Below are 3,702 nucleotides of genomic sequence, written 5' to 3'. Positions count from 1 at the left end.
GGATCTTCCTAGATTTTGCCGCACGGCTCAAACCGGCCATTAACCGGGAATTCAGGGTGTTGTATCCATAGTCGCTCACAATGATACCATCCGCCGATTGCACATCTTTCTCCAAAAGCCTCCAGGTAAATCGCGGCTTTATATCGCCCGGATAAGGAATACGGTCGAGTCGGACAATCTGTTGCGGCGCGGAATGATGCGCCCCGGCCAGGATACGCGTTTTAATGGGAGTGGCATAGGATCGGATCTTTCGGATGGGTTTGACGTTGGCTCCCTTGCGCCGAAGGAATGCTACGAGATCTCTCCCAGCTTCGTCCTGGCCGACAACTCCGCCAATCGTGACGTCGCAGTCAAGATCCAATAGGTTGTTGGAGGCATTGGCGGCACCTCCGGGAAGGCGTACCAAGTTCCGATACTCCAGCACCAGTACGGGAGCTTCGCGCGAAACCCTCGAAGTCCGGCCGTAAAGAAACTCGTCCGCGATGAGATCGCCCACAACTACGATCTTTTTGCTCGAGAATCGGCACAAGATATCCAGAAGAATCCTATACATTTTAAACGGCTGAATTTAGCAGAGATCCTGGACCCCCTCAACGAAAAACTGACTGGGGACTGCGACTCAGACACTGGGGAAGGTACGGTGCGGCCCAGCCGCCCTTTTTGAGAGCTCCGGCTTTCGGGCAATTTGTATTATCGGGATTTTCCCTAAATTTCTGATGCTATAGTGGGTGTCATTTCGGTGAAAAAAGAAACGGATCCCTCAGGCTTCTGATTTCGCGGCAAGGTTTCGGTCCCAACGGATTTTTCGGATGTGATCAGGGGGGAGGCCTGGGATTCAGCAAATTTGGTTCTAAACCATCCTTCAATCGTCGTATCTTCGCCAAAAGCTTTTGTTTCGCCTCTCCCTCAACCGTCAGCAAGATCTGCGAGTACTCTCCGATCGTTAGCCGTGCAAACCGTCTCTGATAATAGACGATGATGACCGACACCGTAGGCGTCAACATCTGAAGAAGCCGCGGCCTCGTCACCCGGTTCAATTCGGCCCGTTGGCGCAGATATAAATGCACTTGCAGCAAAGTATATGTCAGCGCCAGGAAAACCACCTGGTTGAGAACCAGCGCGAAACTGCGGGACTTGAAATCTGTCAGATCCCAAAAACATTTGATCTGACGATGCCGTTCTTCAATGGCTGTTCGAAGCCCATAAAGCGTCCGAACATCTCGGCTCGGCTTTCCTAACCGCGTCGTCACCAATACCCAAAAATCTTCTTTCCCCTGCTCGTTAATCTCTCGGTTTATGATCGCGTTCAACGGTACCGGGCATTCCTGCCACGTATAGGCTTTTTCCAGGGTTCCTACGAAGCTTGCGCGCCGGGGTTGCACCGGCCGCGTGGGCTTGGCAGCAGATTGAAGCCGTTGTCCTTTCCGAAGCGCCAGCGTCCTTTGACGCGCCGCCTCACGCTTCTCAATGGCTGGCGGCCGAACGACAACCGGCCGGGATTCCGCCACAGGCTCCTCATATCGTTCCCAGACGAAATCCGGGACTCGCGTCAATCCTACCGCGTCCTTGTACAAATCCATGTTCTTGCGCAATGGCATGATGACATCAACGCCATAGTCCTTCTTGCATTTCCCAATCGAGGGGCCATCGATAAACCCTCGGTCCAAAATCAAGACCTTCATAACCCCGCGCCCCATCGTCTTAACAAAATCCCCCACCAGTTCATAGAGAATGGGTGACTCGTGCGTCTTCCCCGACACCAGCTTCACGGCCACATAAAGAAAATAATCAAGCGCCCGATTCGTGTGGATGATCGATACCATCTTGTAGCAGCGTTCCCAGTGGTAGCGTTTGTCCGACAGATCCACTTTCTGGGGATCCACCGGATGATTGTGCTCATCAAATAGCAGAACGACCGATCCCTCGTAAGCCTTGTTATCGGGGACAAACACGTAGGTCCCGTCTCCAATGAAAAGACCCTCCGGATCAAACAGCTTCAGCTTCCTTAGACAACGGGGAACTTCACGGTTGAACCATTCATGGAGTCGATCCGGTTTTGTCTGCCGCGCCAACTTGCGCAGAAAATCCTGGTCACAGGGAGTCTCGCGACGGTAATGATTCTTCCGATTGAAACCCTCGCATGCTAACGCAACATCTCCCGTCTTCTTATCTGTAATCTTGCGGGCCAGCGCGGGTCCTAATGCCTCCAGTAGTCCACCGCACCTGATGATGTGTGGATAGCTGTAGTGGCTGTTCGACCCATGCAACTTCATGCTTATTTCCGATGCCACGTACAGCCATAACGGCACTTCCTCCTTTTGGCGCGGCGTCGGATAGCTCTCCGCCAAATCGGCAATCACCTTCCGCTTGAACAGATCCCGAAAGAAATCCGCTTCAGCCACTTCGTTCGCCGCCTCGATATAGTCGAAGTCTCCCGAACGAAGCGATCGGAGAATAAAGGGTCGGTCCTGTTCAAAAACGATCAGGTCCACTTAACTCCTGCTTCCTTGGGGCGGCACGGAGCGCCCTCTCCAATTTATCCACCTCTTTCAAAAGCTCTTTCTGCAGTTTAACCAACTTGGATCGCGCTTGCCGGAAAGTTCGATATTCCTCCGTCAACCGGACCAGCCGATCCAAATCGCCCGGCTGCACGGCTAAAATCCTTGTCTTGCCGGCTTGGCTCCAAGAAAGCACCATTGCACTGTGCAACCGCCCCCGAGCACAGGCGCAGGACGGTTTGCCGCAGCGAGTCTTGAGATTGTAAACGCTCCCTTTCGTCATACCACGGCAAGAAACCAGTGCCTTCAAAAGCTCGCGCTCTTGATCGTGCAAATCAAGGGTGCGTTTACGCGAGCGGCTGGCGTTTTCAAGATTTGTTTTCATGCCTTTATGCCTATAGATAATATAACATAAAGACAGCAAGACAAATCAACACCAAAATGAACAAACATCAAAAAAATCGTCAGGATGTCGAACGCTGCAGGATCACGGGAGAAGATTTAAGATGGTTGGGCCCAATGCCAGCTCAATAAAATCGCCACTGGCCGCTGGACTATCGAGGGTTGGGCGAGGCGGAAACGAAACTGCCCTCCCCAGTGTCTGAGTCGCAGGGCCTCTGTTACAGTTCGGAACTTCCGGGCTGATAGCACAAGAGTAAAGCACCGCACCCTGAGTATGCGGATGCTTTGCTTCGGCTATACGTTTCTCCATATCGGATCGATGATTGTAGTCCCGCCAGATCTCTTCTGGTGGTGAGCATAATAATGAGGTAGCGAACAGACGAGGGGTATATCCAGGAACGTTTAATAAGCGCCACCCTGAAGAATGCTTTTCTCTTAGGTGTTCAAGTACGATAACAATCCGACGTTCTCGGCGCCAACCGTGCAGCTGCTTTTTGAATTCGGTTACGGAGTAGGTGGAATCCAATTCCTTCCACTGACTGACGTTTGTGGCCTTGCTCCAAATCCAACATGTTAACCCGCATTTCTCACAAACTTTCTACTGCGGCGGCACAGAGGTGCATGTTTCTTCGGTTTGTATCCCTTCGCAGCCCTTTGCTGCTTCCCGTATCGTTCAATTCGAATCGAAAATCATGTTTGAGGCAAGCATCGCGTGATCACTTCACAGGGGCTTTGCCACCCTGTAAGCCCGGATAAAGCTTGCCTGTTCCATGCGATCGGCACCATATTCGGATACCCGGTG

At 52.3% G+C, this 3,702-nt stretch carries 3 protein-coding genes; all 3 read right to left on the bottom strand.

The genetic code is table 11. From position 1 onward, the window contains the following. A partial coding sequence (locus P8Z34_17105; protein ID MEJ2552392.1) for a PfkB family carbohydrate kinase occupies positions 1–496 on the bottom strand: 496 nt, incomplete at its 3' end. A 319-nt stretch (positions 497–815) separates the two neighbouring features. After that, positions 816–2,492, bottom strand: coding sequence for a transposase (locus P8Z34_17100; protein MEJ2552391.1), 1,677 nt, complete (start codon positions 2,490–2,492; stop codon positions 816–818). After that, the gene (locus P8Z34_17095; GenBank protein MEJ2552390.1) at positions 2,473–2,883 is read right to left on the bottom strand and encodes a hypothetical protein; all 411 of its coding nucleotides are present in this window, start codon (positions 2,881–2,883) and stop codon (positions 2,473–2,475) included. Before P8Z34_17095 ends, P8Z34_17100 begins: the two co-directional genes overlap by 20 nt. Positions 2,884–3,702 lie beyond the last annotated feature (819 nt).

Source organism: Anaerolineales bacterium (genome assembly GCA_037382465.1).
GTDB lineage: Bacteria > Chloroflexota > Anaerolineae > Anaerolineales > E44-bin32 > WVZH01.
This window is presented reverse-complemented; position numbering and strand designations above follow the sequence as displayed.

Coding starts and splice junctions, on each gene's coding strand:
- P8Z34_17095 (MEJ2552390.1), bottom strand. CDS start 2,883: ATGAAAACAAATCTTGAAAACGCCAGCCGCTCGCGTAAACGCACCCTT.